Raw genomic sequence first — 23,406 nt, 5'->3', positions numbered from 1 at the left:
AGGGGTTTTAGCGATGCCGGGCAGGCAGGGCTTTGGAGGTGAATAATTTATCTATATTATTCTTATCATTGAAATGATTGCTTGTTATTGCAGCGCTTGTTTTACCTGCAAAAGTATAAGGCTTTCTGGCTGTTTCCGTGCTCGGCTCCTCATCTTTGTTGATAATGATTTGCATTAGAAAATGCAAAATATTATCATTCTTAACACTCTTTTACGTTTTTATACAAGCTGCCGGCCGCTTCGCCGGCGGCTTGGCCGTGGACGGGGCCGCGCTCGTTTGGCCGCGAAAAACATGGGTTTGCCGCAGGGATAAGCAACAGCAAGGCCGGGAAGGCCGCAGCGTCATGGTCTGTGTGAGTGTCGATGTAGGTTGTGTAAAAAAAATCAAATTTTGTGCACCTCTGGGATGAAAGGAGAAGACATCTATGGGCAAGCATTTTGCGGCTCAACGACATGAAAGCGTAGGAAACGGGGAAAAAGCGGGGATGAAAGCCATTGGGGCGTTTTCCTCCGTATTTTTAGGGGTTTGTTCACTGGCGATCGGTAACGTCAACGCGGCGGAAACCAAGAGCAACGAAACCTACCAGGACGCGGAAACGCTGCTGGTTACCGGTGAGAAGATCAAACGTTCCATTTTTGACACTGGCTCCAGCGTCGAAGTGTTCGACAGCAACCGCATCGCCTCGATGCCTAATGCGACACAGGTTCCCGATTTGCTGCGCATGACCCCCAACGTAGTGGATGTCGGCATCGGCAACGATCTGCCAACCGTGCGTGGCGTTGACGGCTCCGGCCCGACCACCGGTGCTGGCGCTTTCCTCAGCGGCACCCGCCCACGCCTCAATCTGTCGTTGGACGGCCGTTCGCTAACCTATAACGAACAAGCCTACGGACCGCAATCGCTGTGGGATCTGGATCGCGTCGAAGTGTTCCGCGGCCCACAAAGTTATATTCAGGGGCGTAACGCCATCGCCGGTGCCATCGTCATGGCCAGTAAAGATCCGACCTTCGAATGGGAAAGCGCCTTCAAGGGCGGGGCTGGCAATCAGCACTCTTCACAGTTGGCGGCCATGGCGTCCGGCCCGCTGGTGGAAGATCAGCTGGCGTTTCGCGTCAGCGTCGATCGCCAGCGCCGCCGCAGCGATGCTGACCTGCCGGCCTATGAGCCAGTGGGCGATCCGCGAGAAGTGGAAGCCACCACTGCCCGCGCCAAGCTGCTGTTCAATCCGGCCGGTTTGCGCGATCTGACCACCAAACTGACCTTTAACCACTTCGGCAGCTCCGCGCCGCAAAACGAAAGCCTCAACCCGCAACCGCATCCTGCGAGTGCGCGTCACGACATCCGCCGGCCGGTGTTCAAAAGCAATGTGAACAGCGGTATCTGGGATCTGGCCTGGGAGGCCTCCGATGGCCTGGCGTTGGAAAACCGCGTTATCTATACCGATTTCAACATTAACCGTGCCACGGCTTATAAGCTGCCGTACGCCGACATCGGCGGCAAAGAGGTGCACGTGGAGCCGGTGGTGCGCTTCGGCGGCGCGGACAGTCGCCTGCACGGGCTGGCGGGGCTGCGTTATTTTCACGCCAAGCAGGATGAGTTCGTCAATATCTTCGGCGGCGCGACGTTTAAAGATAAAACCGACACTAACTCGGCCTTCGCTGAGTTGACCTATGCGCTGACGCCGCAGGTGGACGTGACTGCCGCCAGCCGTCTGGAACGCGAACATCGCCAACGCAACGGTGGCAGCCAGGCGGTGCGCATCGACTTCGATGAAACCTACACCGTGTTCCTGCCGAAGTTGGACGTGGCCTGGAAACCGACGGACACTCAAACCTACGGTGCCAAGATCGCGCGCGGTTATAACGCCGGCGGCGCGGGCATTACTCTCAGCAGCCCGATCGTCAGTTACACCTACGGTTCCGAGTATGTCTGGAACTATGAGCTGTACACCCGTCATCATCTGAAAGACGCCAACGTGGTGCTGACCAGCAACGTGTTCTACAACGATTACAAAGACATGCAGCTGCCTTATTACTTGGGTGAAAACTCCAGCGTGATCCGTAACGCCGACAAGGTGGAAACCTACGGCGCGGAAATCGGCGCCACTTGGCAGCCGCGTTGGGACTTCGAGCTGTTCGGTAACGTTGGTCTGCTGAAAACCAAGATCAAAAAGTTCTCGGGCAGCGGCGTGGAAGGGCATGAATTGGGACGCGCGCCGGCTTACACCGCCAACATGGGCGCCAAATATCAGTTCCTGAAAGGGTGGGAAGTGAGCACTAACGTGGCGTTCTCGGACTCCTATTACTCGGCGTATGACAACGATTCGCGCGGGCGCATAGGTTCCTACTGGTCGGCTAACGCCCAACTGGCCTACACCTTCGCCTATGGGCGCGCCACGCTGTTTGCGCAAAACCTGTTCGACTCCGAGCGCCGCATTATGGTTGGTGGCAACGACATCTACACCGCGACGCAGCAGCGCCCGCGCATGGTCGGCGCGGCAGTTGAGCTGAATTTCTAACGCTATCGTGATGACGGGGGACGAATGTCCCCCGTTTTATGCGCTATCCCGGCACGGCCGGGCAGAGGAGATAACGCAGTGATCGGTGATTTTGACAGCATTCTGAGCGATGAAGAGGCCCAGCGGCTGGAGAGCGCGTTTCAGGCGCTGGGCGCGGCGTCGGCGAGCGGCGAGCGGCCGGTAAGCGAAGCCGAAGAACGGGCATGGTTTGCCCATCTGCAGCAGGGTGACGCACGCGGGCAGCGGGCGTTGGCCTGGCGTTTGACGGGGGATGTGGATATCGCCCAATTGACGGCGGCGCTGCAGGCGCTGGTGCGGGAAACGCCGGGCGTGGACGTGCGCTACGTTTTTGATGACGAAAACGGCCTGGTGAAACGCCCCGCCGGCTCGGCGCCGTTGCCGGTGAGCCTTCGTCAGGTGGCGGACGAACAACAGGCCATTTGTCGCCTGCTGCAAGCGCAGGCAACGCCGTTTGTACTGGAAAGCGAAGCGCCGCTGCGCTGCCTGCTGTTGCTCACGCCGGGCGATGACGTGATTTTGGGCGTGGTCTTGCATGACATCCTGGCGGAAACGCTGCCGTGGCGTCATCTGCCGGCGATGCTGTCCGCCCGTTATAACGGGGACGCGATGCCTCTGCCTTTCGCGGCGGAGCCGGTCGAGCTGGCGGAAACTCCGGAGCCGCAGCTGCCGTGGGTGCGCCAGGCGGTCTCACTGCAGGATTATCGCAGCCCGGCGCAGCGCGCTGAAGCCTTACCGCCGGTGGGCGCGCGCGTGGTCACGCGCATTGCGCGCTCGCTGTTGCCCGCCAACGACACGCCGCGGGCGCTGCTGGCGGCGGTGGCGGCGCGGTTTGCCGAGTTCGTCGCCGCGCAGGCCGGCGGCCAAGCGGTGCAGCTGTGCGTGCCGGCAGCGGATACGGCGGAGTGCGTCGGCCTGGAGCTGGGCCTGACGGCGCCGCCGCTGATGCGCCTGACCGTACAGCATGGCGAGGGCGACGCCGGGCAGCGGCTGCTGGCGCAAACCGTGGCTGAACAGCCGGATCCGCAACGGGCGCAGCTGCTGGTGGCCTGGCGCGACGATCTGGCCGCAGAGTGGCGGCTGGAAGGCGTTCACGCCGAACGCCTGTTGCTGCCGCCGCTGCATACGCCGTTTGAGCTGGCGCTGCTGCTGGGGTTGCCGGAGGCGGAAGCGCTGACGCTCGAGCTGGTCACCGATCCGCGCCTCTCTCCGCATGTGGCGCCTTTCCTGCTGGAGCAGTTCAGCGCCTTCCTGGCCGGGCAGCGGATTGCCGTCGCATTGCCGGCGGCTGAGTCCGTTTCCCCGGCGATGGCCGCGCCGGCGGCGAACGGCGACGCGGACGAAAGCGTTGCACCGCTGATTTTGCAGGAGTTCCGTGAGGCGCTGGTGGCGCCGGAAATGACCCTGGATGAAGACTTCTTCGATCGCGGCGGCCATTCGCTGGTGGCCACCCGGGTGATCGGCCGTTTGCTGAGCCTGCATCAGATCGAAATCAACATTAACGACCTGTTCAGCCATCCGACGGCGCGCGGGTTGGCGGGCTATGCCAAACGCCTGAACGTTGCGCAGCCGAATGCCGCGGAGGCCACCGCCGACGATCATGATCAGGCGCAGGCACCGCTGTCGCTGGCTCAGGAATCGCTGTGGAAGGTGTATGAAGCCTTCGGCCATGACGAGATTTTCAACCTGCCGTTCTCTCTGCGCTTCTTCGATGCGGTGGATGAAACGGCGCTGCGTCAGGCGTTTATCGACGTCATGACTCGCCATACCGTGCTGCGTTCACGCTTCGTCGAGCAGCAGGGCGCGGTGGTGCAGGTGGTGGTGCCGGCCGCCGAGCTGCCGGAGTACCAGTGGTTCCGCTTCTCCCACGAGACGCCGGCGGGCAACGCCGCCGCCCTGTTGGCCGACGCCGGCCAGCACCGGTTCGATCTGGCCGCCGAGCTGCCGCTGCGCGTCACGCTGCTGCGCGATGCGGACAACGGTCAGCAGCTGCTGTCGCTGCTGTTCCACCATGTGGTGCTGGATGAATGGTCGCTCAACCTGATGATGGATGAATTGGGCGTCGCCTACCGCCATCGCGTCGTCGGCCAGGCGCCGCAGTGGAGCGGGCAGCCGCCGCAGTTCCACACCTTCGCCCGGCAGCAGCGGGCCTCCGGGGTGCAGCAGCAACATCTGGACTACTGGCTCGATGCGCTGCGCGGCGCGCCGGTCGGCCAGCCGATCTTCCGGCAAGAGCCATCCACCCACCCGGCGGTGCCGGCACCGGCAGACGTCAACGGCGGCTGGCTGGAGTTCGAGGTCGATCCCGCCGTGGCGGAAGGCCTGTATCAGCTCGCCCGCCGCAACAACGCTTCGCTGTTCAACGTGGTGTATGCCGGGATTACCTCGGCGCTGCGCCTGCTTGGCGGCCCGGCGGATCTGTTGGTGGGCACCTCGACCTCCGGCCGTAACGACGCCGAGTTCTTCGATACCGTCGGCTACTTCACCACCGTGGTGGTGCACCGCGTGCGCTTCGACGAGGGGCTGACGGTGGCCGGGTTGGTCAGCCAGGTGAAAAACACCATCAACGGCTCGCTGCCGTACACCGATATTCCGATCGATCTGGTGGAGGAAGGGCTGTTCGGTGTGGACGCCGACCGCAAGAACCACATGTTCGAAGTGTTCATCCAGATCCACAGCCGCATCAAGCTGAACGGCGAGTTCCGGCTGCAGGACGGCAGCGCGATCGCCTACCGCCAGGTGGAGCCGGAAAAAGCCGAGTCGCTGCTCGGCCTGCAGTTTGAGGTTATGGAAGACGATCTGGCCGGGGCGAAATCCCTGCGGGTGATGATGACCTATCGCCAGGATCACTACAGCCGGGAGCAGGCCAATCTGATCGCCGACGGCGTTCAGCACGTCTTTACCCAGTTTGCGCAGCACATCGCTGGCGATATCGCTCTGGCGGCGCTGCCGCCCGGGCCGCAGGCATGACGTTGTTTCACTCTAACCGAAAGCATGATTTTCAAGGAGATAAAAGGATGTCTGGAACCCTAGCAACCCCGCGCGCGTTACTTTCGCTGCTGGTGGCGGCCTCTCTGGTGGTCGCCGGCGCTGCGCAGGCCGACGATGCCGGCATCAAACCGCAGGACATCAAGCGCGAGGCGCTGTCGTCGGCGGTGGTGGAGATGGCCTACAGCACCTCGCAACAGGCGTTGTTCGTCAGCGCACCGGACTGGAAGGAAGAGGCGCGCTCCCGTGTGCTGCGGCTGGATCCCAACACCCTGGCGATCAAGGCGGAGATCCCGCTGCAGGTGAAAGGCTTCGGCGTGGCGCTGAACGATGCGGGCAATCGCCTGTACCTGACTCAGGGCTTCAACGGCGAAGTCGGGGTGGTGGACACCACCACCAACCACGCGCTGGGCAGCATCAAGCTGCTGGACAAAGCGGTGCTGGAGCAGGCCTACAAGCAGGCGGGCATCAGCGGCAAGCGCCTGGACTTCCTGCTGGCGGAGTTGAAGAAGTTCAAAATCACCGAGGACTACCTGTACCGCATTCGCGAGATCAAGTATGACGCGCAAAGCGGCCGCTTGTTCCTGCCGGGGCTGGGCTTCGGCGTCGACAGCGTGCTGTACGTGGTCGATACCAAGGCCGGCAAACTGGAGAAAGTGATCCCGGGCTTCGGCTACAACGCGGTGGGTATCACATTGGATGAGAAGGGCCGCCGGGTATTCGTCTCCAACATGCAGGGGCAGGTGATCACCCTGAACGCCGACACGCTGGCGATCACCGCCACCCACGAAGTGCAGGCCGATCAGCTGCTGAATCTGGTGTATGATCCGGCGAGTAATCGTCTGCTGGGTGTCGATCAGGGTATCGATCGCGATAACTACCGCAATCATCATCTGGGGCACGACTACGTGAAGCGCAGCAGCGGCCACCGGGTATTCGCGCTGGATGCGGACAGCGGCAAGGTACTGGCCAGCGAGCTGACGGATGAGGTGCCGATCGGCCTGCTGCTCGACGAGCGCAGCCAGCGGCTGTACGTCGCGAACCGCAAAGGCGTGCGCGTGGATCACGGCGCCGGGACGCTGACGGTGTTCGACGCCAAGACGCTTAAGCGTCTGCAAACCGTAGACCTGCCGCCGCACCCTAACAGTCTGGCGTTGGATCCGAAAGGCGACGCGCTGTTCGTGACGGTGAAAAACGACGGCGCTTCCACCAAGGCCGGCAAGCCGGAAAGCGTGGTGCGTATTCAGCTGCACACCAACTAACTGAATATAAATATAAAAAAGGGGCGCCGCGGCGCCCCTTTGTCATTGGGTCATGTCATCAGAAGTGGGTGTTGATGCTCATATAGTAGGTGCGGCCCGGTTCGTTGTAGGTGGCCGCGCCCGCACCGGCGATGTTGATCACGCCGGTGTTCGGATCGCCCACATTCTGCGCGTTGCCGGCGCGGAACTGGCGTTTGTCGAACAGGTTATCGATGCCGGCGGTGAGGCTGACGTTTTTGGTCAGGTCATAGGTCGCGCTGGCGCCGACGATGGCGTAAGGGCTGACCTCACGGGTTTCGCCGCCGGTGGCCGGTTTACCCTGGTAGTTGTACTTCTTCGGCTTCTGACGGCCGTACCAGGTCAGGGTGGACTGCATCGACAGATCCTGCGTAGCCTGCCAACTGAGGGTCGAGTTGACGGTGAACTTCGGGATCACCGACAGGTAATCGCCGGTGGTCTTGTTCTTGTTCTCGATCATGTAGGTGGCGTTGTTGCTCCAGGTGACGGTCTCGCTGACCGGCACGTTCAGCGAGCCTTCCAGCCCTTGTACCACCGCTTTCGGCACGTTTTCCCATTGGTAGACCGCTGTATTTTTGCTGCTGGTGGCGATGCGCGAGTTGCCCGCTTCAATCTTGTTGTGGTAATCGTTGCGGAAGTAGGTCACGCCGGCCAGCCAGCCGTCATTATGGAACTCCAGCCCGATCTCTTTGTTGACGCTGGTCTCCGCTTTCAGGTCGTCGTTGCCCAGCAGGTAGCAGCCGTTTTTGGTATCGCTGCCAGCACATCCCTGACCTTTGCTGTACAGCAGGTAGTTGCCGTTGGTCTGGAACAGCGTCGGCGCTTTGTAGGAACGCGCGATGCCCATCTTCAGCGTGAAGTAGTCGCCCAGTTCCTGCGACAGGTTCAGCGCCGGGCTCCAGTTATTGCCGGATTCCGAATGCAGATCGTAGCGCAGGCCCGGCGTCAGCATGGTGGTGTCGGTCAGTTCAATATTGTCTTCGGCAAACAGCGAGAATATATGCGCGGAAGCGTAAGGGCTGCGCGTACCGGTAGTCATGCCGGGAATGGTGCCGCCCATCAGCGTTTGGCTGGTGGAGGTGCCGTCCTTCATCCGCTGCTGGGTCCATTCAGTGCCCAGCGTGGCGGTCTGGGCGACGCCCAGTTCGAACGGCACGCTGACTTCGCTGTGCGCCAGGAAGTCGTCCAGCTTGGTGGTGCCGAACCCGGTGTTTTTGGTGTCGAAGATGCCTTCGGTGCCGCCGGCCAACCCTTCGTTCAGGCGGGTGTTGCGGGTGCGCTCAAACTGCACGTAGTTGGTGGTGCTCACTCCGTTGTCCCAGGCGCCGCGGTGGGTCAGGCCGAAGGTTTCACGGTAGATGCGGTTGGTCTCTTTGCCGTAGTTGCTCTGCACCAGGTCATTGCTGTTGGTGTTCTGGGTATCGCCGGCGTACAGGTTGCCCTGGCGGCCATAGGCGTACTCGAACTCCAGCGACTGCAGATGGGCGAAGTCCCAGTGCAGCAGGGCGTCGATATTTTTATCGACCACCCCTTCGCGGCCAGCGGGAACGCTATTTTCATAACTAGGGGTGGTTGCTGTGGCTGCAGCACGGTACGACTTGTGCGATTCGTTAATGTCCCAGGCGTCGGCCTGCGTTTTGCTGTAGCCGCCGAACAGACGGAAGCTCAGGGAATCGCTCAACGGGCCGGACAGGCTGAAGTCGGTGCGTTTGGTGGCGCCTTCCTGCTTGTGCTGCGGCACGTTGAAGTAGCCGTTCAGCGAGCCGTGCAGCGCATCGCCGGCTTTCTTGGTGATGATGTTGACCACGCCGCCCGCGGCGCCGTTGCCGTAGCGCGCCGCGGCAGGGCCGCGCAGCACTTCGATGCGCTCGATCATTTCCGGCGGCACCCAGGCGGTATCGCCGCGCGAGTCGCGCTCGCCGCGCCAGCCCTGACGCACCGAGTTGCGGCTGGAGGCCGGTTTGCCGTCGATCAGAATCAGGGTGTTTTCCGGGCCCATGCCGCGGATATCGATCTGGCGGTTGTTGCCGCGCTGGCCGCTGGTGGAGTTGCCGGTCAGGTTAACACCGGGCATGGTGCGGATCAGTTCGCTGATGTCGCGCGCCGGCGGGCGTTTCTTGATCTCATCGGCGGTGATGGTGGACACCCCAGGCGCCTGCAGGTTCTGCCGGGCGGCGGTCACGACGATGGTGTCTTCGCCGCGCGGCTTTTTATCCGCTGCGCCGCTGTTTTCTTCCGTGGTGGGGGTGTCGGTCTGCTGCGCGGCGTTGGCGAACGCGGACGCGCCCAATCCCAAGCCGATAAGAGTGGCTAAAGAATAACGTGATAGCTTGCTTTTCATCTGAGTGTCCTACCTTGCTGCCATCCCTCGCCGAACGGGGGGAAGGGCGGTTGTAGTTTTTGTGTAGTCGGAAATAGAAAATCGGCTGCGGCAAGGGATGCCATTGATATATCCCCGATCCCTGTCCGTTGCGCGCAATACCAGCACGATCTCCAAGCCTTACACACTATTGCAAATGCAAATTATTATCAATAGTATTTGGCGTACAGTGCGTTCGGGCGGTGGCCGGCGATAGGGAAAAGTCGACGTTCCCGGTGCCGCCAACTACAAAATGGGTAGGCGTTGTGAATACAGAACTACAGTCAGAAAGCAGCAGATTATTGGCCAGCAGCAATGCTGGCAGTCCAGGGTGGTGGTTGACGGTGGCACGGCGCGGTACGCCATGGGTAGAACCGGCGGGTAATGGCCGCTGGCGAACCACCTTTTTCTGGCGCGATCCTCAGGGATGCGAATTGACCTCCGCCTACCGCCGCGTGTGGATCAACATCAACTGCCTGACCGACCATCACCAGCCGAATCCGCCGCAAAGCCTGCAGCGTCTGGCCGGCACCGACGTGTGGTACTGGCAGACCGAGCTGAGCGGCGCCTGGCGCGGCAGCTACTGCTTTATTCCCTGCTTTGACGAGCGGCCGCCGGCGTTCAGCGGCGACGATGCGCACGCCAACATGCACAACCTGCGCCACTGGTGGCACCAGGTGTTCGCCAGCGCCACCCCCGATCTGCTCAACCCGTATCGCTCCTGGCAAAGCGCCAGCGGCCACAGCGTCTCCGGCCTGCACATGCCGGATGCGCCGCCGCAGCCGGTATGGCGTTCGTTCGACGAGTATGAGATCGCCAGCGGGCGCTGCACGCCGCCGCTGCCGGCGCGTTTGCAGCGCCATACCTGGCAGAGCGAGCGCCTGGGCAACAGCCGCGACGTCTGGATCTACACCACCGGCGACAGCAAGCCGGCCGAGCGTCCGTTGGCTATCCTGCTTGACGGTCAGTTCTGGGCGAAGCAGATGCCGGTCTGGGAGCCGCTGATGCAGCTGACCCGCGAGGGAGCGTTGCCGGAAGCGGTGTATGTGTTGATCGACATCATCGATCTGCCGCACCGGGCGCGAGAATTAACTTGCAAGGACGATTTCTGGCTGGCGGTGCAGGAAGAACTGATGCCGCAGCTGGCCGACTGGGCGCCGCACAGCGACAAACCGGCCGATACGGTGGTGGCGGGGCAAAGCTTTGGCGGCCTGGCCTCCCTGTATGCCGGGCTGCGCTGGCCGCAGCGCTTCGGTGCGGTGATCACCCAGTCCGGTTCCTACTGGTGGCCGCGGCGCGACATGCTGCAGCTGCCGAGCATTCCCGACGACGCCTGCTGGCTGATGCAGCAGGTAGAACGGCACGGCTTGGGCAACCACGGCGCGCTGAAGGTATTTATGGAAGCCGGTTCGCAGGAAAAGCTGGTGCACCGGGTCAGCGGCGAAATGGCAGCGCGCCTGAGCGACGCCGGCCATCGGGTGCACTACCGGGTGGTGGAAGGCGGGCACGACGCGCTGTGTTGGCGCAGCGGCCTGACCGACGGGCTGCAGGCGGTCTGGGCCTCCGCTTTCGCCACCGCTTACCCGGCATCGGCGACGGCACGAGGAACACATGATGGAAAGCCTGAATCCGTTCGATGATCCACAGCAGCGCAGCCTGGTGCTGCGCAACGTACAACAACAATACAGTTTGTGGCCGGATTTCCGCGCCATTCCGTCCGATTGGACGATAGTCTTCGGCCCGGCGGCGCGCACCGCGTGCACCGAGTGGCTGGAACAGCATTGGCAAGACATTCTGCCGGTCGCAGCAAGCAAGGCGTGACCGGCGCCAGGTAATCACGGGAGCAATAAGCAGTGTCACACACCCCTAACTCTCTCAGCGGCCCGGCGCTTGCGGGCGAATGGCCGCTGGTCGCGGCGCAACCCGGCATCTGGGTCGCCGATCAAATCTCCCCGCATCGCAATGCCTACGCGGTGGCCCACGCCATCGAACTCAACGGTCCCATTGCCGTGGAGCCTCTGCTGCAGGCCATCATCCAGGGCCTGGGCGAGGTGGACATGCTGCGCCTGCGTTTTGCGGAACGTGACGGCGTGCCGGTGCAATGGTTGGATAACACGCTGGCGGTGCACGAGCCGGAACTTGTCGATCTGACGACGTCGCCGGATCCCGAAGCCGCCGCGCGCGCGCTGATGGACATCGATCTGGCGAGCGATCTGCGCGCCGGCAGCGGCGCGCCGCTGTATCGCCATGTGGTGATGCGCCTGGCGGATAACCGCTGGTTCTGGTATCAGCGCTATCACCATCTGCTGGTGGACGGTTTCAGCTTCACCGCCATCGCTCGCCGCGTGGCGGCGATTTACACCCATCTTTGCCGCGGCGACGCGCTGGAACCGACGCCTTTCACGGCGTTCAGCGACGTGGTGGCGGAATACCAGGCTTACCGGGAGGCGCCGGCCTGGCAGCGCGACGCCGATTTTTGGCTCGAAAAAGCGCGGCAGTTGCCGCCGCCGGCCACGCTCTGCCCGCAGCCGCTGGCCGGGCAAACCCCCACGCCGCGCATCCATCGATTGGAACAGCGCTGCGATCCGCAGGCCTTCGCCGAACTGGTGCAGTGCGGCGCGCAGCAGAAGCTGAACGCCGCCGATATGGCGGTGGCGCTGGTGGCGCTGTGGGTATCGCGCCTGAGCGGCCAACCGAGTTTCAGCGCCGGTTTTATCTTCATGCGCCGTACCGGATCGGCCGCCCTGTGCGCCGCCGGGCCGGTGATCAACGTGCTGCCGATGGAGATGCACCTCGAGCCGCAGGCCACGCTGTATGAGGCCGCCGCCCGCATCAGCCGCGAGCTGAAAACGGTGCGCCGCCATCAGCGCTACGACGCCGAACAGGTGCAGCGCGATCTGGGGCGCATCGGCGACGGCGAACCGCTGTACGGCACGGTCTTCAACTTCAAAATGTTCGATTACCAGCTGGATTTCGCCGGTATCGAAGGCATCACTCACGATCTGGCCTCCGGGCCGGTGCGCGATCTGGAGATTGCGCTGTTTATCGACGAACACCATCAGTTGAAGGTGGAGCTGCTGGCCAACGCCGAGCGTTATGGTCGCCAGGAACTGCAGGCGCATCTGCAGCGGTTGCCGCTGCTGCTGGCGCAGTTCGCCGCGCAGGCAACGTTGCCGATCGGCGAAGCCGATATGCTGACCGCCGACGATCACGCGCTGCTGGCGCGGGTCAACGACACGGCGCACCCGGTGCCGGCGACCACGCTGAGCCAGTTGCTGGCGCAGCAGGCGCAAACCACGCCGGACGCGCCGGCGCTGGCGGATGCGCATTTCAATTTCACCTACCGCGAAACGCGCGAGCAGGTCATGGCGCTGGCGCGTGAGCTGGTTGCGCAGGGCGTGCGGCCGGGCGACATCGTGGCGGTGGCGCTGCCGCGTTCGGTGTTCCTGTCGCTGGCGTTGATGGCGATCGTGGAAGCGGGCGCCGCCTATCTGCCGTTGGACACCGGTTATCCGGACGAGCGGCTGGCGATGATGCTGGAAGACGCCGCGCCCCGGTTGGTCATCACCAACCCGGCGCAGCAGGCGCGGTTCGCCGACAAGGGCGAAATTTTGCTGTATGACGCGCCGCTGCCGGCCGATCACGCCGCCGGGGTGGCGATCGCGGGCCCGACGCCGAACCATGCGGCCTATATCATCTTTACTTCCGGCTCCACCGGGCGCCCGAAAGGCGTGTTGGTCGGCCATCAGGCGATCGTCAACCGCTTGCTGTGGATGCAGCACCAGTATCCGCTGGGGGCGGACGACGCGGTGCTGCAGAAAACGCCGTGCAGTTTCGACGTCTCGGTATGGGAATTCTTCTGGCCGCTGATGGTCGGCGCCCGGCTGGTGATGGCGCCGCCGGAGGCGCACCGCGATCCGCAGCAGCTGCAACAGCTGATCGCGCAGCACCGCATTACCACGCTGCACTTCGTGCCGTCGATGCTGGCGGCTTTCGTTGCCGCCCTGGACGACGACGCGGCGGTGGCGAGCTGCGCCGCGCTGCGCCAGGTGTTCTGCAGCGGCGAAGCGCTGCCGGCGGAGCTGTGCCGCCTGTGGCAAAGCCGCACGGCGGTGCCGCTGCACAACCTCTACGGCCCGACCGAAGCGGCGGTGGACGTGACCTGGCATCCGGCCTACGGCGACGCGCTGGCGAAGGTGACCGGCGCCAACGTGCCGATCGGCCTGCCGGTGTGGAACACCGGGCTGCGCATTCTTGACGCGCGCCTGCGGCCGGTGCCGCCGGGCGTGGCGGGCGATCTGTATCTGACCGGCGTGCAGCTGGCGCACGGCTACCTTGGCCGGCCGGATCTGACCGCCAGCCGCTTTGTCGCCGATCCGTTCGGCGAGGGCGGGCGCATGTACCGCACCGGCGACGTGGCGCGCTGGCTGCCGGACGGCGCGGTGGAATATTTGGGCCGCAGCGACGATCAGCTGAAGATCCGCGGGCAGCGGATCGAGCTGAGCGAAATCGACCACGCCTTGCTGTCGCTGCCGGGCGTGCGCCAGGCGGTGACGCACGCGCTGGTGTTGCAGGGCACGCCGGTGGACGCTGGCGGCGATGCGCGCCAGTTGGTGGGCTATCTGGTGATGCAGCCTGGCGCGAGCTGGGATGCGGAAGCCCTGCGCGCGGCGCTGGCCGACCGGCTGCCGCCGCACATGGTGCCGGTGGCGCTGGTGGAAATGAGCGATTTGCCGCTGAGCGCCAACGGCAAGCTGGATCGCAAGGCCTTGCCGCAGCCGCAGGGCGGCGAGCGCAAGGCTGGGCGGCCGCCGCAGGCCGGGCTGGAAAGCGAGATCGCGGCGGTATTTGCCCGATTGCTGCAGCGCGAGCAGGTGTTCGCCGATGACGATTTCTTCGCGCTCGGCGGCCATTCGCTGCTGGCGATGCGGCTGGCGGCGGAGCTGCGCCGCGATCTGGGCAAGGCGGTGTCCGTCGGCCAGGTAATGGTGGCGTCGCGCGTCGAGCAGCTGGCTGTCTTGTTAGCGGAAGATCGCACGCAGGAAGAGGCCGATCGCAGCGGCTTCGACAGCGTATTGCCGCTGCGCGTCACCGAGGGGCCGACGCTGTTCTGTCTGCACCCGGCGTCGGGTTTCTCCTGGCAGTTTAGCGTATTGCCGCGCTATCTCGATCAGCACTGGTCGCTGGTCGGTATCCAGTCGCCGCGGCCGGACGGCCCGCTGGCACTGAGCGAAGATATGGATCAGGTGGTGGATGCCCACCTGCAGACGGTGTTGCAGGTACAGCCGCACGGGCCGTACCACTTCATCGGCTATTCGCTGGGCGGCACGCTGGCGCAGGGCATCGCCGCCCGGCTGCAGGCGCGCGGCGAGCAGGTGGCGTTCCTCGGCCTGCTGGATACCTATCCGCCGGAGACCCAAAACTGGGACGTGATGCTGGACGACAACGTGTTGAAGGAGGTGCAGCGCGAGCGCGAGCAGTTCCTGGCGGTGTCGCAGGATACGCTCGATCCGGCGCTGGGCGAGACGCGCACCGCGATGTTCGACAACATTGAAGCCAACTACGCCGACTCGGTGCGGTTGTTGTCGCACACGCGTACTGCTCGTTTCCACGGCCAGGCGACGCTGTTCGTCGCCAAACGCACGCTGCAGGAAGGGATGGACGTGCAGCAAACCTGGTCGCAGTACGTCGATGCGCTGCAGGCGCACGAGCTGGACTGTGCGCATGTCGATATCGTTTCGCCGGCGTCGTTCAAAGTGCTGGGGCCGCTGCTGAACCGGATCTTGCGCACGCTGTAATCGCGCCCGTCATCTCGCCGCCAGGCACGGGGATGACCCCGCGTGTGGCGGCGTTTCTTGCGGTTGTTCACGGTTGAATATCAATGAGTTTTATTATCATTATTGATTTCGCCATCTGTGCTAGCATAGCGCCCCGCAACTGCAGAATCCCCGTTTAACGATGTGGTGAAAAACCGATGAGTAGCAAACCCTCCATCCTGCTTGATTTTAGCCTGCTGAAAACCAACCGGGCTTTCCGCGCGGTATTCTGCGCGCGCTTTATTTCCATTGTGGCGCTGGGGCTGATGGCGATCGCCATCCCGGTGCAGATCCAGGCGCTGACCGGTTCCACCCTGCAGGTCGGACTGGCGGTGACGCTGGCCGGCGGCGGCATGTTCGCCGGGCTGCTGATGGGGGGCGTATTGGCCGATCGCTATGAGCGGCGCCGACTGATCCTGTTCGCGCGCTCCACCTGCGGCATCGGCTTCGTTGGCCTGTGCCTCAACGCCCTGTTGCCATCGCCTTCGCTGGCGGCCATTTATCTGCTGGCGGTGTGGGACGGCTTCTTCGGCGCGGTGGGGGTGACGGCGCTGCTGGCGGCCACGCCGGCGCTGGTGGGCCGCGAAAACATCGTGCAGGCGGGCGCCATCAGCATGCTGACGGTGCGCTTCGGCTCGATCCTTTCTCCGGCGATCGGCGGCCTGGTGATCGCCCATATGGGCATTGCCTGGAACTACGGCCTGGCGGCGTTCGGCACCCTGCTGACGCTGCTGCCGCTGCTGAGCCTGCCGCAGCTGATGCCGCCGCCGCAGCCGCGTGAACACCCGCTGCGCGCGCTGGCGGGCGGTTTCGCCTTCCTGTTCCAGAACAAGGTGATCGGCATGGTGGCGCTGATCGGCGCGCTGCTGACCATGGCCAGCGCGGTGCGCGTGCTGTACCCGGCGATGGCGGAAAGCTGGCACATCGACGCCGCCCACCTCGGCTATATGTACGCCGCCGTGCCGCTCGGCGCCGCCATCGGTGCGTTCACCAGCGGGCGCGTGGCGCACGTGGCGCGCCCCGGCTGGGTGATGCTGCTGACGGCGATCGCGGCGTTCGCCGCCATTGGCCTGTTCGGCCTGATGCCGTGGTACAGCCTGGCGTTGCTGTGCCTGGTGGCGTTCGGCTACCTGAGCGCGCTGAACTCGCTGCTGCAATACGGCCTGATCCAGAGCCTGACGCCGGACAACTTCCTCGGCCGCATCAACGGCCTGTGGACGGCGCAAAACGTGGTGGGCGATGCGCTGGGCGCACTGCTGCTGGGGGCGATGGGCGCCTTTATGCTGCCGGCGATGAGCGCCAGCGGTTTCGGCTTCGGCGCGGCGCTGCTCGGCATCCTGTTGCTGTTCGCCATGACCGGTTTGCGCCAGGTGACGCTGCACAAACCGGAGCCGCAGCCCGCCACAGAAAAGTAGTCGAACGCGTTAAGACAACGCTGTGGGATCAAATAGCAATGCTTATCATCGGCATGCGTAAAACCCACAGCGTTTATGTCATGATTTTGAAATGAAAGAAGTGCTTACGTTTATTGACATGGCAAATATCGGCGAGTAATTTAGCGCGGAATTAACTCAAATGATAATCATTATTATATTGGTTATCACTTCAAAATCTGAGGGCGAAGCGATGGATACTGCCGTGAACGACATCAATCGAAAGGAAATGCAGGAGCGCGAAGAACACCGGTTCGCCGCTGATTTTTCTCCGGCGTCGGGCTTCTTCTTTACCTCCCCTTTCCGCAGCTTGACCACCACCGGATGTTTCAGCCGCATTCGCCTGCCGGCCGCGGACGGCGCCGATCTGAACGGCGAGTTCCAGCGCAGCGTGCGGCAGGCGTTTGCCGAGGCCCGTCAGGCCGGCATCAAAAATCCGCTGCTGTGCGGCGCTATCCCGTTCGATACCCGGCAGCCTTCGGCGCTGTTTATTCCGCAGCAGAGCCGCTGGTTCGATCGCGCCGCTTTTATGGCCGGCGTTCAGCCGGCGGCAGAGGGGCCGGAGCTGGCTGGCATAACGGAGCTGCCGCAGCAGCAGCCGTTCATGAACATGGTCAGCGATGCCGTTGACGCGATGAAGGCCGGTGAGCTGGATAAAGTGGTCTTGTCGCGCCTGCTGGAGATCGAAACGCGCCGGCCGGTGGATCGCCATGCGCTGATGGCGCGCGTGATCGCCCAAAACCCGCACGGTTTCCACTTCCACGTGCCGCTGGAGCAGGGCGCGCTGTTGGGCGCCAGCCCGGAGCTGCTGCTGCGCCAGGACGGCGGCCGTTTCTACTCCAACCCGCTGGCCGGTTCCGCCCGGCGCGATGCCGACCCGCAGCGCGATCGTGAAGTGGGGGAGCGGCTGATGGCCTCGGCGAAAGATCGCCACGAGCATCGCATCGTCACCGAAAGCATGCGTGACGTGCTGGCCGGCCGCTGCCGCTACCTGAACGTGCCGCACACCCCTGAACTGTTGACCACCACCACGCTGTGGCATCTCTCCACGCCGATCGACGGCGAGGCGGCGTCTCCAGACGAAAATGCCCTGTCGCTGGCCTGCCTGCTACACCCGACGCCGGCGCTGTGCGGCATGCCGACGGCCCAGGCACACGCCCTGATCGGCAAGCTGGAGCCGTTCGATCGCGGCCTGTTTGGCGGCATCGTCGGCTGGTGCGATGACGAAGGCAACGGCGAGTGGGTAGTGACTATCCGCTGCGGCACCGTTGACGGCAACCGGGTGCGTCTGTTCGCCGGCGCCGGCATTGTGGAAGACTCTTCACCCGAATCTGAATGGCATGAAACAGGCACCAAACTCAGCACCATTCTGCGTGCCTTTGGTATGAATCAAGGATAACGACAAGATGAGCATTGCCTTTACCCCCTGGCCGGCGGAGTTCGCCAGCCGCTATCGCGAACGCGGCTACTGGACTGACAAGCCGCTGACCGAGATCCTCGACCGCCAGGCCAACAACGACGCCCCGGCGATTATCGACGCCCAGGGCAGCCTGACCTACCGCGAGTTGCAGCAGCGCTCCGATCGCCTGGCGGCCGCTCTGCTGCGCCGCGGCGTAAAATCCGGCGATGCCGCATTGGTCCAGCTGGGCAACGTGGCGGAGTTCTATATCGTGTTCTTCGCGCTGCTGAAAATTGGCGTGGCGCCGGTCAACGCGCTGTTCAGCCATCAGCGCAGCGAGCTGAATGCCTATGCCGAGCAGATCAAACCGGCGCTGCTGATCGCCGATCGCCAGCACGCGCTGTTTGCTGACGATCAATTCCTGAACGCCTTCCGCGATGCGCATCCTTCGCTGCGGGTTGTGGCGCTGCGCAGCCAGCCCGAGGGCGAGCTGGCGCTGGCCGCCTGGCTGGACGAGGCGAGCGACGGTTTTGTCGCGCAGCCTTCCGCGGCCGATCAGGTGGCGTTCTTCCAGCTTTCCGGCGGCAGCACCGGCACGCCGAAGCTGATCCCGCGCACCCACAATGATTACTACTACAGCATTCGCCGCAGCGTGGAGATCTGCCGTTTCGACGCGCAGACCCGCTACCTGTGCGCGCTGCCGGTGGCGCATAACTACCCGATGAGTTCGCCGGGCGTGCTGGGCGTGTTTTATGGCGCCGGGCTGGTGGTGTTCGCCGCCGATCCGGACGCCGGGCAGTGCTTCCGACTGATCGAACAGCACCAAATCAACGTGACGGCGCTGGTGCCGCCGGCGGTCACGCTGTGGCTGCAGGCGATCGAAGAGTGGGGCGGCAATGCCCAGCTCGCCAGCCTGAAACTGCTGCAGGTGGGCGGCGCCAAGCTGGGCGAGACGCTGGCGGCGCGCATTCAGAACGAAATCGGCTGCCAACTGCAGCAGGTGTTCGGCATGGCGGAAGGGCTGGTGAACTACACCCGGCTGGACGACGACGAACGCCACATCCTGACGACGCAAGGGCGGCCAATGTCGCCGGACGACGAGGTGTGGGTGGCGGATGACGACGGCAATCCATTGCCGGCGGGCGAGGTCGGCCGGTTGATGACGCGCGGGCCTTATACCTTCCGCGGTTACTACCAGAGCCCGGCGCACAACGCCGACGCCTTCGACGCCGACGGTTTCTACTGCTCCGGCGATCTGATCAGCATCAGCGAAGACGGCTACATCACCGTGCAGGGGCGGCAGAAAGATCAGATCAACCGCGGCGGAGAGAAGATCGCCGCCGAGGAGATCGAGAACCTGCTGCTGCGTCATCCGGACGTGATCAACGCCGCGCTGGTGTCGATGCCGGACGCGCTGATGGGGGAGAAGAGCTGCGCCTATATCATCGCCAACGCGCCGCTGAAGCCGGTGGTGCTGCGCCGCCACCTGCGCGAGCAGGGCGTGGCGGACTTCAAACTGCCGGATCGCTTTATTCAGGTGGACAGCCTGCCGCTGACCCCGGTCGGCAAAGTGGACAAAAAACGGCTGCGCCAGCAGCTCGACGCGCAACTACAGACTCAGGCTCAGGGAGATTAATCGATGGCCATTCCAAAACTTAATGACTACGCGCTGCCGACGGCGGACGAACTGCCGCAAAATAAAGTCACCTGGCAGGTAGAACCGCAGCGCGCTGCGCTGCTGATCCACGACATGCAGCAGTATTTCCTCAATTTCTGGGGCGAAGACAGTGCGCTGATTAAACAGGTGGTGGAGAACATCGCCAACCTGCGCCGCTACTGCAAACAGCAGGGCATCCCGGTGTTCTATACCGCGCAGCCGAACCAGCAGAGCGATGAAGATCGCGCGCTGTTGAACGACATGTGGGGGCCGGGCCTGAACAAACATCCTGAGCAGCAGGCGGTGACCGCCGCGCTGGCGCCGGACGAAGACGACACGGTGCTGGTGAAATGGCGCTACAGCGCCTTCCACCGCTCGCCGCTGCAGGAGATCCTGCAGGAGTCCGGCCGCGATCAGCTGATTATCTGCGGCGTGTATGCGCACATCGGCTGCCTGACCACCGCCATCGACGCCTTCATGCGCAATATCCAGCCGTTCATGGTGGCCGACGGCCTGGCGGATTTCTCGCGCGACGAACACCTGATGGCGCTGCGCTACACCGCCGGCCGCTGCGGCCGGGTGGTGACCACCGCGTCTCTGTTGCCGGCTGCCGGTATCGCCAGCATCGATGCGCTGCGTCAGCAGATCCTGCCGCTGCTTGACGAAGACAGCGAAGACATGGGCAACGATGAGAACCTGATCGATTATGGCCTGGATTCGGTGCGCATCATGGAGCTGGCGACCCGCTGGCGCAAGATCCGCGGCGATATCGACTTTATCGCGCTGGCGCGCAACCCGACCATCGACAGCTGGTGGGCGCTGCTTTCCGAAGAGAAAGCCTGATTTTAATAACGAGAGAGGGCGGCCGCTCGGCCGCCCCGTTGGTTCTATAAGGAGATTACGATGAATGCTTTGATCACCAAGGGAAAACGTGCGGCATTTCCGCTGATGCTGCTGTCCACGCTGCTGTTCTCCAATACGCTGCTGGCGCAGACCGCGCCGGAAGTGCTGCGCAAGCCGGTTGGCAAGGGCGCCTATGAAATGGCCTACAGCCCGAGCGAGAACGCGCTCTATCTGGCGACGTCGCAGAGCCGCAAGCTGGACAAGGGCGGCATCGTTTATCGTCTGGATCCGACCACGCTGGACGTGACCCAGATTATTCATAATGACATCAAACCGTTCGGCGCCGCCGTCAACGCCAAGACCGGCACGCTGTTCTTCGGCAACACCGTCAATAACTCGGTGACCGCCATCGACGCCAAGACCGGCGAGGTGAAAGGCCGCCTGGTGCTGGACGCGCGCAAGCGCTCCGAGACCGTCAAGCCGCTGGCGCCGCGCGAACTGGTGGCGGATGCCGACAGCGATACCCTGTACATCACCGGTCTGGGTGAATCCAGCGTAGTGTGGGTGGTGGACGGCAAGGATCTGACCCTGCGCGCCACCGTGACCGACACCGGCAAATACGGCACCGGCCTGGCGCTGGACGCCGCCGCCAAACGTCTGTACGTTACCAACGCCGACGGCGAGCTGGTGACCATCGACACCCAATCCAACAAGGTGCTGTCGCGCAAGAAGCTGGATGAGTCCAAAGAGCACTTCTTCCTGAACATCAGCCTGGATACCGCTACCCATCGTGCGTTCATCACCGATTCCAAGCAGCCGCAGGTGCTGGTGGTGGATACCCGCAACGGCAACATTCTGAGCAAGATCGACGTACCGGAATCGCTGGCGGTGCTGTTCAACCCGGCGCGCAATGAAGTTTACGTCACCCATCGCCAGGCGGGCGAAGTGAGCGTAATCGACGCCAAGAGCTACAAGGTGCTGAACACCATCAAGACGCCGACCCACCCGAACAGCCTGGCGCTGTCGCCGGACGGCCAGACGCTGTACGTCAGCGTCAAGCAGGCTTCCAGCCGCGAGAAAGAAGCCACCGCGCCGGACGACGTGATCCGCGTAGCGCTGAAATAATCCCGCTCAGGGTAAGCGCATATCGAACAGGCGAAGCGGCGACGCTCCGCCTGTTTTTTTTCGCCCAAGGATCTGCGGTATATTGATTAGATGAAGTTTATGATCGCATTGGTAGTCTGTTGCGGGTTATCGAGCATGACCGCATGTCCCGCTCGCTCGATAATGCTTATATTGGCATTTGGCAGTTTTTTCGCCATATTGTCTGCAACCTGGCTGGACAATACCGCCGAAAATCCACCGCGAATAATTAGCGTCGGTATATTGATCTGCGGCAGGGCGTCCCATATTTTTTCGTCCTGCAAAGGGTTGATATATCCATCCCGATCTGATGGTTGAAACATTTTATGCTTGAATGCGGGGTCTGTTTTATTGGTGTAATAGCCATTCTGTTGCGAGAAGCTATGCAGGCAGAAATCATAGAGTAACGCTTGATGGGACAGGGGGTAGATGGCTTGCATGTAGGCATAACAACTTTGGATGCTTGGGAAGTTTGCCGGCTGGCCTCGGTTGTCTGATTGCAGTTTTTCAATGATATTTTTCCCAATCTCAGGAGCCATGTCTATGATAATTAATTTTTTGACGTGCTGCTGGTATTCGGCCGTGTAATAGGTAGCTACTCTTCCCCCCAGAGAGTGACCGACCATTATAAAGTCTGAAAGCGATAAGTAAGCTCTAACTTGTTCTATATCCTTGAGGAAGGTTTGCAATGTGTAACTGTTGCTGTCGCTCCAATCAGAATCTCCGTGTCCCCTAATATCGATGGCGTAGACTCGATATTTTTCACTAAGTTCTGTTGCTATATTGTCCCAAATACGCGCGTTGTTATCTAATCCGTGGATCAACAGGCACGCCGGCGCCTCCTGTTCCCCCCAAGATGTCACGTTGATAGATATCCCACAGGAGAGCTTTATTTTCTCATGATGTTGTGTTTCCCTAATCATAACAATCCTATTTGCGGTTGATTAATATGTTGTCTATTGCGTTGAAAAAAGTTCTAATTGACTGTCAATGCTCTCTTCAAACTTGATGCCAATGCCGATGAGCCGTATCGGTTTTTTGACATCATGATGCATGGAGAGCAGCTGCGCTTTGAGTATTTCAGCGGTTTCTTTGTTAATGAGCCTGTTGGTTATGAGCGTGTCAGATTCATGGGGGGGGATCCCAATGGCTCGGGTAAGGGTCTCAAAGTCGTTAAATCTTATCTTCACTGATACATGTGATATTCTGCGCTGCCAAAAATGGAAGTCATCCAGCTCAGCCAGCCTTAGGTTGTAGTTTGATACTAATTCATCGATTTCTTTGGTGATTTCTTCATTATCGTAAATGGGGTCGTAGAATGTCTTTTCTATTCCAAATGATTTTCGCTGGCTTTTTTCCTTAACGACGGCATTGGACACGCCGTGACACGCCTCTAAGAGCTTCAATGCGGTGCGCTTGCCAAAAAGATTAATGAGTTCGGTAATGTCTCGTTCAACAACATCGCCGCAAGTGGATAATCCAATTTTTTTCAGTTTCTCATAACCGACTTTCCCCACGCCGGGTATTTTTATCAACGGCAGGGTTTTCATAAAATCATCACGCATGTCCGGCGTAATGACGAAAAGTCCGTTGGGCTTATTCCAGTCACTGGCTATTTTTGCGAGCATTTTATTAAACGACACACCGGCACTGGCCGTTAAGCTTAATGTTTCGAAAATATCATTTTTTATGCTTTGTGCAATTAGCGTTGCCGAACCATTATGCAGGTGGCTATCGGTAACATCAATATATGCCTCATCAAGCGAAATAAGCTGTATTTTCTCTGAATACTTACGATAAATAACGCTGAGCTGATTGGATATCAACTTATATTTAGGGAAGGTGCGAATAAGCGGGGAAATTCTTCTCGGCTGACTCAGTCATTTCATTTCTTCATGTTTGAGCCGATTTTTTCTCCCGTAAATGCCTTGAATCAGCCTATTTAGACCGT

The 23,406-nt window shown here is 61.8% G+C and carries 14 protein-coding genes; 11 read left to right on the top strand and 3 right to left on the bottom strand.

The annotated features are described in order from the left end of the window. Positions 1 to 425 precede the first annotated feature (425 nt). From ACJ8IM_RS25030 to ACJ8IM_RS25020, 3 genes are all read left to right on the top strand, one after another. Positions 426 to 2,519: a TonB-dependent receptor gene (locus ACJ8IM_RS25030; RefSeq protein WP_033655147.1), complete on the top strand. Its 2,094-nt coding sequence runs from the start codon at positions 426 to 428 to the stop codon at positions 2,517 to 2,519. A gap of 78 nt (positions 2,520 to 2,597) precedes the next feature. Next, entirely contained in the window at positions 2,598 to 5,507 is a 2,910-nt protein-coding gene (locus ACJ8IM_RS25025) for a condensation domain-containing protein (protein WP_033655148.1), read from the top strand. A gap of 47 nt (positions 5,508 to 5,554) precedes the next feature. After that, a complete protein-coding gene (locus tag ACJ8IM_RS25020; RefSeq protein WP_033636746.1) occupies positions 5,555 to 6,787 on the top strand; it encodes a YncE family protein in 1,233 nt (410 codons plus the stop codon). A gap of 58 nt (positions 6,788 to 6,845) precedes the next feature. On the opposite strand, the gene ACJ8IM_RS25015 is transcribed toward ACJ8IM_RS25020, so the two are convergent. Then, positions 6,846 to 9,146, bottom strand: coding sequence for a TonB-dependent siderophore receptor (locus ACJ8IM_RS25015; protein WP_033655149.1), 2,301 nt, complete (start codon positions 9,144 to 9,146; stop codon positions 6,846 to 6,848). 284 nt (positions 9,147 to 9,430) lie between these two features. On the opposite strand from ACJ8IM_RS25015, the gene fes reads away from it, so the two are divergent. The 8 genes from fes (at position 9,431) to yncE (ending at position 21,437) form a co-directional block, all read left to right on the top strand. Next, the gene (fes, locus tag ACJ8IM_RS25010; RefSeq protein WP_072265060.1) at positions 9,431 to 10,804 is read left to right on the top strand and encodes an enterochelin esterase; all 1,374 of its coding nucleotides are present in this window, start codon (positions 9,431 to 9,433) and stop codon (positions 10,802 to 10,804) included. Continuing rightward, positions 10,779 to 10,985, top strand: a complete 207-nt coding sequence (locus ACJ8IM_RS25005) for an MbtH family protein (RefSeq protein WP_033655150.1) — start codon at positions 10,779 to 10,781, stop codon at positions 10,983 to 10,985. The genes fes and ACJ8IM_RS25005 overlap by 26 nt, the downstream gene beginning before the upstream one ends. Positions 10,986 to 11,017: 32 nt before the next feature. Beyond that, on the top strand, positions 11,018 to 14,962 hold the full coding sequence (locus tag ACJ8IM_RS25000) for an enterobactin synthase subunit F (RefSeq protein WP_033655151.1): 3,945 nt from the start codon (positions 11,018 to 11,020) through the stop codon (positions 14,960 to 14,962). A gap of 176 nt (positions 14,963 to 15,138) precedes the next feature. Next, a complete protein-coding gene (entS, locus tag ACJ8IM_RS24995) occupies positions 15,139 to 16,395 on the top strand; it encodes an enterobactin transporter EntS (protein WP_033649954.1) in 1,257 nt (418 codons plus the stop codon). A 211-nt stretch (positions 16,396 to 16,606) separates the two neighbouring features. Beyond that, positions 16,607 to 17,812, top strand: coding sequence for an isochorismate synthase (locus ACJ8IM_RS24990; RefSeq protein WP_033655152.1), 1,206 nt, complete (start codon positions 16,607 to 16,609; stop codon positions 17,810 to 17,812). A 7-nt stretch (positions 17,813 to 17,819) separates the two neighbouring features. Beyond that, positions 17,820 to 19,448, top strand: coding sequence for a (2,3-dihydroxybenzoyl)adenylate synthase (locus ACJ8IM_RS24985; protein WP_033636753.1), 1,629 nt, complete (start codon positions 17,820 to 17,822; stop codon positions 19,446 to 19,448). Positions 19,449 to 19,451: 3 nt separating this feature from the next. Further along, a complete protein-coding gene (locus ACJ8IM_RS24980) occupies positions 19,452 to 20,312 on the top strand; it encodes an isochorismatase (protein ID WP_004930014.1) in 861 nt (286 codons plus the stop codon). Between the two features lie 105 nt (positions 20,313 to 20,417). Beyond that, positions 20,418 to 21,437: a 7-bladed beta-propeller protein YncE gene (gene yncE / locus ACJ8IM_RS24975; RefSeq protein ID WP_369783847.1), complete on the top strand. Its 1,020-nt coding sequence runs from the start codon at positions 20,418 to 20,420 to the stop codon at positions 21,435 to 21,437. An 86-nt stretch (positions 21,438 to 21,523) separates the two neighbouring features. Here the strand turns inward: yncE and ACJ8IM_RS24970 are convergent, their stop codons facing one another. Beyond that, positions 21,524 to 22,378, bottom strand: coding sequence for an alpha/beta fold hydrolase (locus tag ACJ8IM_RS24970; RefSeq protein WP_033655154.1), 855 nt, complete (start codon positions 22,376 to 22,378; stop codon positions 21,524 to 21,526). Positions 22,379 to 22,411: 33 nt separating this feature from the next. After that, the gene (gene dinB, locus ACJ8IM_RS24965; RefSeq protein ID WP_442516254.1) at positions 22,412 to 23,305 is read right to left on the bottom strand and encodes a DNA polymerase IV; all 894 of its coding nucleotides are present in this window, start codon (positions 23,303 to 23,305) and stop codon (positions 22,412 to 22,414) included. Between the last annotated feature and the right edge of the window lie 101 nt (positions 23,306 to 23,406).

This window comes from Serratia sp. CY33525 (assembly GCF_052169115.1).
Taxonomy (GTDB): Bacteria; Pseudomonadota; Gammaproteobacteria; order Enterobacterales; family Enterobacteriaceae; genus Serratia; species Serratia sarumanii.
The sequence above is the reverse complement of the archived record's forward strand: the minus strand, read 5'-3'. Positions and strand labels throughout refer to the sequence as shown.